Raw genomic sequence first — 6,367 nt, forward strand, 5'->3', positions numbered from 1 at the left:
TGACTTCAACTGTAATTGTCCGCTGCTCATCAGCTTCAAAATCACCACTGTCTTCCTCAATTTCAAAACGACTGTGCAGATCAACGACTGGAACGATAATCCCTCTCAAATTTATTACACCTACAACATGCTCATCAGTATTTGGAACATTGGTAATCTGGGCAGACTTAATAATCTCTCTTGTGTATTCTATTTCTATCCCATATTCTTCTTCCCCAATATTAAAAACTACATATTGAGCCTGACCGCTTTTTTTATTGTTTTTATTTTTAGCATTCTCTAAATCCAGACGTTCTTGAGCTGTCTCCATAATCACACCCCATTTATGAAATTTTAAATTCTCCAACTAATTCTTTTAATTCAACTGTCATTTCAGTCAGACTATCAACTGCCTGGTTAAGATTTTCCATTGACTCTGATTGTTTCTGAACAGATTCGGAAATCTGGTCACTGTTAACAGCCTGTTCTTCTGTAACCTTAGAAATATCCTGACTTCCTTTAGAAAGCTCATTAACAGAAGCAGCAGTTTCTTTAACCTGATCAACAACATCTTTAATTTTATCAGTTATATTATTAAAAGTCTTACCCGTTTCAGATACTGAAGCAGCTCCGGTTTTAATCTGCTCATTGGTATTATTAATAACTCCAACAGTATCCTTAATTTCATCCTGCAGATTATCTACCAGACTTCTAATTTCATCGGTTGAGCCCTTTGTCTCTTCAGCTAATTCTCTGATTTCATCTGCTACCACTGCAAAACCCCTGCCTGCATCTCCAGCCCGAGCAGCTTCGATAGCAGCATTTAAGGCCAGCAGATTTGTCTGTTCAGCAATAGCAGAAATCATATTAACAATACCGTTAATTTTTCCTGCAGACTCATTTAAATTGTTAATTTTATCAATAGATTCAGCAGATACATCCATTACTTCTTCCATTTCGTTTTCTGTTTTCTGCATTTCTTCCAGACCACTTACTGCAAGTTCGTTAACCTGGTCTGTATAATCAGTAATTCCCTGAACATTTTCGTTAATCTCTGTACTGGAAGAAGCAAATTCTTCTGCTGAAGCAGCTACTTCTTCAATTGAAGCAGAAAACTCCTCTACTGAGGCAGCTACATTATCAATAGACCTGGAAGTCTGAGCTGCAGTATCCTTTAATTCTTCTCCGGTTTTATCAGTTCTTAAAGCCGAATCATTGATATTTACAACCAGCTTTTTAATATTATCTACCATCTGATTAAAGGCATCTGCCAGTTCTCCAATTTCGTCTTTATTCTCAATCTCAACTTTTTCGGTTAGGTCACCACCAGCTATGACATTAGCTGAATCGCGCAGTTTTAAAATTGGTTTTGAAATATAACCGGCAATATAATAGGCAACAACCACCCCTATGATAACAGCAATAATCCCAATCAAAATACTCATATACCTCATCGTGGTAATCGGTGCCATTACATTAGCATTATTTGCCTGGATTGCAAGCTCCCAATTTGCTGATTTCAAGGGTGCAAATGCTACACCCCGCTCAGCTCCAAGAAGGTTGTAAAATTCTATCTCACTAACATCTGTATGCATTTTTTTAAATAAAGCTTCCATTTCTGCTCCACCTGCTGTAAGCAGTGATTTATTCCCCTGATATTTAGGATTCTCATGCGCAATCACGTAATTATTTTCATTTATGATAAACCCTGAACCCTCACCATTAATATCCATTGAAGTACTCAGCTGATTAAATACAGTCAGTGGAATTGAACCACCAAAGATCATTGCCAGCTGATCCTCTACATAGTAAGGTTCAATTATTAAAACCGCATCTTCTTCTCCTCCGGGAGTCTTAACCGGGTCACTGAGGAAAATTTCTTTACTTTCTAGCGCACGCTGAAAAACCTCTGTTTCTGAGATATTTACTTCATCTTCAGTGTAGGTTGTACTCATCTGTCCATTTAAATCAACTATAAAAAGTGAAGAAAGATAAGGATGTTCTTCTACAATGGTAGCAAAGTGCTCATTATTACCCATATTAAAATAAAGTTCTCTTGCCAGTTCGGTATCCAGAGTTGTTCGGGTATCAAACCAGCTGTGATCTAAGTTTCTAACTGAACTGATGCTCTGATCAATAACCATATCAAGCTGCCTGGCATTATTTTGTACTTTATCTAAGGCTGCCTGGTAAATACTTTCTTCTAAAATACTTTTTGATTGAAAATATGTAAAAACTGAAGAAAGCAAAATTAACGCTAAAACTAATCCACTAATAATTATAATTAATTTCGTTCTAATACTCTGCCAGTTTATTTTGTCGATGCTAAGGTCCATCTTTTTATCTCCCCTATTATATATTTTTTTATTTAAGCTACAATATCCCTTACATCAATAATCAGAGCAACATCACCATCACCAATAATTGTTGCACCACTGATATATTCAGTGTCCTGCAGATAATTACCGAGAGATTTGATTACAATCTCCTGTTGATTTAGAAGTTCCTCTACTATCAAGCCAATAAAACGATCTCCACTCTTTAAAATAACAACTGAGAGATCTTCTTCTGACTTTTTAAATGAATCAATGTTTTTACTGCCAAAAATTTCGGAAGCAGAAACAAGTGGAATTGTATTTTCCCTTAAAACAATTACATCTTTTCCCCTTACCTTTTTAATATTTTCCGGACTGATAGTAAGGGTTTCACTTACAGCATTAAGAGGAATTGCAAAAGTATCTCCATCGACTGTAATCATCAGCGCTTGAGTTATCGCCAGAGTTAGCGGCAGTGAAATAGTAAAAGTGCTGCCCCTGCCCAGCTCAGATTCAATGCCAATTTGACCATCAAGTTTTTTAACCACATTCCGAACTATATCCATTCCGACTCCCCGGCCCGATACATCGGTAACTTCGGAGGCAGTACTAAAACCGGGATGGAAAACAAAATCAAGAATGTCCCTTCTCTCCAGCTGTTCAAGTTCTTCTTCTCCGACAATACCCTTTTCTACTGCTTTACGACCGATTTTATCGGCATCAATACCGGCACCATCATCCTTAACCTCTATGATGATTTCACTACCCTTCTGATAGGCTCTAAGCTCTATTCTGCCTTCCTCATCCTTACCCTTAGCCTTTCTGGCTTCCGGACTCTCTATTCCATGATCAATGGCATTTCTGAGCAGATGAGTAAGCGGATCAGATAATTCATCAATAATTGAGCGGTCAAGCTCAGTTTCCTGGCCCTCCATAATAAAATCAATCTCTTTATCCATTTTATTAGAAAGATCTCTGATCATCCTGGGGAATCTGCTAAACATTACTCCCACCGGTACCATTCTAATCTGCATTACAATATGATGTAATTCCATTGTCACCCGGTCTAACTGGGGAATTATCTCATTAAATTTTGATTTTTGAATATCTAATGACTGGAGTCGGGTTTTATTGATTAATAATTCTCCTACCATATTCATTAAAGTATCAAGTTTTGAAATATCAACCCGAACAGTGGAACTACTCTGAAAAGAATTCACTTTGTGTTCTGCGTGCAGACTTCCCTCATCACTTTCGGAGCTTTCTTCTTTCAGTTCCAGGTTTTCTATTTCATTAAAATTAAGAACATCTGCTCCTGATACCTCTGCTACTTCCTCTTTAAACTCTTCAGCAGGCAGCCAGCTTAGAGCATAAATATCAAGTTCGGAAATCGGTTCCTCCGAATTTTCGATTTCTTCTTTTGCCGGCACAGACTTAAACAGAGTTCCAATCTCCTCTATCTTCTTAAGAACCATAAAGGCCCTTACACTCTGAAAATCCTGCTCATCTAAAACAACTTTTAAATGATAAATTCTTTCCTTATCTTTCTTTCTTTTTTCCAGCTCTTCTTTTTCAGCCTGACTAAGCTGAAGGCTGAAGCCAGCTTCTTTAGCTTCTGAATTATCCTGATTATTATCTGTTTTAGAAGCAGCCTGCTGACCATAATTAGCCAGCTCTTTAATAAAACCTGCTAAATTTACATCGGCAGGTTCTTCTCCTTCATTTTCTCTAATTTTCTCTACCAAAAACTGAATATTATCCAGTCCCTGCAGCAGCAGATCAATAAAATCTGTTCTAACTTCAAGTTTACCTTCTCTAACTCTATCAAGCATGTTTTCCATCTTATGAGTTAGTTCAGTTAAGTTTTCAAAGCCCATTGTTGCAGCCATTCCTTTAAGCGAATGAGCTGCTCTAAATACTGCATCTATGGTTTCTTTATCCCCTGGATTATTTTCGAGGGTTAAGATACCGTTGTTCAGAGTTTCAACATATTCTTTTGCCTCATCAAAAAACATATCTAAATAACCATTATCCTGCATTAACTTCCCCCCTGAGTTTAATTATTAGCTTTTTTCATCAAAAAATTTGGCCTCATATTTATCAGAATTGAGATAGCCTTTAATGCTTTTTTCACGGCTGTAAAGAGAAATCATTTTTTCTTTGTTTTCCTTCTTTTTATCTTCCAGAGCCTGCATATTTTTAGCCTGCAGTTTGCTTATCTCCTGCATCAGTTTATATAGCTCATCTTTTTTTTCCTGCAGCTCATCTTTAGTTAAAGAAAAAGCAAGCTGAGCAAAATAATTCGGCTGCTCAACCTTATCGATCTCTGCAATTATCTCATTTTTCTGAACCAATTTTTCTTTTAAAATGTCAAAATCACCAGCTTCAATCAGATTGCTTTCTGCTTCAGTCAGTGATTTTAATTTTTGGTATAATATAAAAAGATCTTTCATTATCAACCTCCAGCCTAAACTCCAACATTTACTCTTTTTTCTTCTCCAGAATTTTGATTGATTATTATTTCTTTATAGGTTACAAATAATTCTTCTACCAGAGGAATTACATTATCAAGATGTTTTGTGTTTTTGTTAAGGTTGGCCTGGATTAACTCTCTGTAAATATAATCATAGAGACTTTCTAATTGAACTGCAATTTGCCCACCCTGTTCCTTATTTAAAGTGCTCTGCAGCTCTAAGATAATATTTTGAGCCTTAATTATATTTTTATGGCTTTCTTCAATTTTTCCTTCTTTTATATTCTTTTTAGCCAGTTTCATAAACTTAACCGCACCCTGATAAAGCATCAGTAAAAGTTTGCCCGGGCTTGCTGTTTTTATCTGCATCTGCTTGTACTGATCAGCGCTTCTTCCCTGCATAATAATTACCTCCTAAACATATTTTATATTTTTTTGCTTAAAATAGCAATAAAATTAGAGCTCAAATTTAAAATTATTTAATTCTTCCAGCAGTTTTTTGTTTTTAACTGCCTTTTTATTTTCTTCTTTTACATCTTCCAGCAGTTCTTTTCGCATAATTTCAATTTCCTGAGGTGCTTCAATTCCAAGCTGTACTTTTCCATTTTCTATTCCAACAACGGTGACTTCTATCTGCCCATCAATAACTATTTTTTCATTTAATTTTCTCGTCAGTACCAGCATTATTCTGCCACCTCTTCTACAGGAGCAAAAATTTTATATCTTACCTGATAACGCTGGTCATCAAGTATTACCTGTTTCCCCAACTTATCTTCGATATTTATAACTATCGGAGCTGATAAGTTAGCTGTGCTTCTTTTTATTTCATCTTTTAGTGTAATTATATTTAAGATCAAAAGATCCGAAATTTTTTTGATTTCTAACTCTTTTTCAGTTTTATCATTAATTTCAAATTCATAGTTCTGAATCAAATTCCCCGGTTCTACTGTTACAAATGCTATATCCGGATCATCAACTGACTGCATAACAATAAATGGTGAATCCTCTCCCAGCGGCAGCAGAACAAAATCCTTTAAACTTTCAAAACCAGGCAGGCCTAATTTGAAAGAAATTATATCTGACTTTTTTATTTCTAATCTACCAAAATCGCGGGTCATTATTTCCATTTAAATCCCTCCAAATTTTTATTTATTAAAATATTAAGCTTTAAAATCTATACTGGGACCCGGTTTATAGGCTATAACCAGTTCTCTTTCTTCACTGTACATTATTTCCGCCCCCAGATCAGATACTTTATAATTTTCAAAATCACTCAATTTATCTCCAGTTGATGCATAAAAAGCAGCTGCCTTTTGTGCCGTCTCAACAGCTTTTTTTGCATAATTACCTGTGCTGTCTTTTAAGTTATAAAAACCCATTGCTTTTCTGGATGGATAACTGTCAATCTGCAAATCCAGGTTCTGCAGCATTAGATCACATCCTCTCTACAAATAACTATCGGCAAAGATGAGTTAAATCTTAAATCCATTTACAGCCATTTAAATATCTTTAAACTAACTTAAATAAGTTATTCTTCTATTTACTGCTACTTATCATTATTTAAAAGAGGTTTTAAAATATTAATAGAGAATATTTAAAT

At 35.5% G+C, this 6,367-nt stretch carries 8 protein-coding genes; all 8 read right to left on the minus strand.

Going from position 1 to position 6,367, the window contains the following annotated elements; genetic code table 11:
- Window positions 1-310, minus strand: a 310-nt coding sequence (locus tag CI949_RS15025; RefSeq protein WP_290767756.1) for a chemotaxis protein CheW, incomplete at its 3' end; no start/stop codon positions are given.
- A gap of 13 nt (window positions 311-323) precedes the next feature.
- On the minus strand, window positions 324-2,315 hold the full coding sequence (locus CI949_RS15030; protein ID WP_290767758.1) for a methyl-accepting chemotaxis protein: 1,992 nt from the start codon (window positions 2,313-2,315) through the stop codon (window positions 324-326).
- A 32-nt stretch (window positions 2,316-2,347) separates the two neighbouring features.
- Window positions 2,348-4,333, minus strand: coding sequence for a chemotaxis protein CheA (locus tag CI949_RS15035; protein WP_290767759.1), 1,986 nt, complete (start codon window positions 4,331-4,333; stop codon window positions 2,348-2,350).
- Between the two features lie 24 nt (window positions 4,334-4,357).
- On the minus strand, window positions 4,358-4,747 hold the full coding sequence (locus CI949_RS15040) for a hypothetical protein (RefSeq protein WP_290767761.1): 390 nt from the start codon (window positions 4,745-4,747) through the stop codon (window positions 4,358-4,360).
- 14 nt (window positions 4,748-4,761) lie between these two features.
- A complete protein-coding gene (fliS, locus tag CI949_RS15045) occupies window positions 4,762-5,169 on the minus strand; it encodes a flagellar export chaperone FliS (RefSeq protein ID WP_290767764.1) in 408 nt (135 codons plus the stop codon).
- A gap of 54 nt (window positions 5,170-5,223) precedes the next feature.
- Complete coding sequence (gene csrA, locus CI949_RS15050; RefSeq protein WP_290767766.1) at window positions 5,224-5,451, minus strand: carbon storage regulator CsrA; 228 nt, start codon at window positions 5,449-5,451, stop codon at window positions 5,224-5,226.
- Entirely contained in the window at window positions 5,451-5,894 is a 444-nt protein-coding gene (fliW, locus tag CI949_RS15055; protein ID WP_290767768.1) for a flagellar assembly protein FliW, read from the minus strand. Before fliW ends, csrA begins: the two co-directional genes overlap by 1 nt.
- A 33-nt stretch (window positions 5,895-5,927) precedes the next feature.
- On the minus strand, window positions 5,928-6,197 hold the full coding sequence (locus CI949_RS15060) for a DUF6470 family protein (protein WP_108139496.1): 270 nt from the start codon (window positions 6,195-6,197) through the stop codon (window positions 5,928-5,930).
- Window positions 6,198-6,367 lie beyond the last annotated feature (170 nt).

This window comes from Halanaerobium sp., assembly GCF_003070835.1.

Bases quoted from the DNA above. Each gene is read 5' to 3' on its own strand.
- CI949_RS15030 (WP_290767758.1), bottom strand. From the start codon at position 2,315: ATGGACCTTAGCATCGACAAAATAAACTGGCAGAGTATTAGAACGAAA.
- CI949_RS15035 (WP_290767759.1), bottom strand. From the start codon at position 4,333: ATGCAGGATAATGGTTATTTAGATATGTTTTTTGATGAGGCAAAAGAA.
- CI949_RS15040 (WP_290767761.1), bottom strand. From the start codon at position 4,747: ATGAAAGATCTTTTTATATTATACCAAAAATTAAAATCACTGACTGAA.
- fliS (WP_290767764.1), bottom strand. From the start codon at position 5,169: ATGCAGGGAAGAAGCGCTGATCAGTACAAGCAGATGCAGATAAAAACA.
- csrA (WP_290767766.1), bottom strand. From the start codon at position 5,451: ATGCTGGTACTGACGAGAAAATTAAATGAAAAAATAGTTATTGATGGG.
- fliW (WP_290767768.1), bottom strand. From the start codon at position 5,894: ATGGAAATAATGACCCGCGATTTTGGTAGATTAGAAATAAAAAAGTCA.
- CI949_RS15060 (WP_108139496.1), bottom strand. From the start codon at position 6,197: ATGCTGCAGAACCTGGATTTGCAGATTGACAGTTATCCATCCAGAAAA.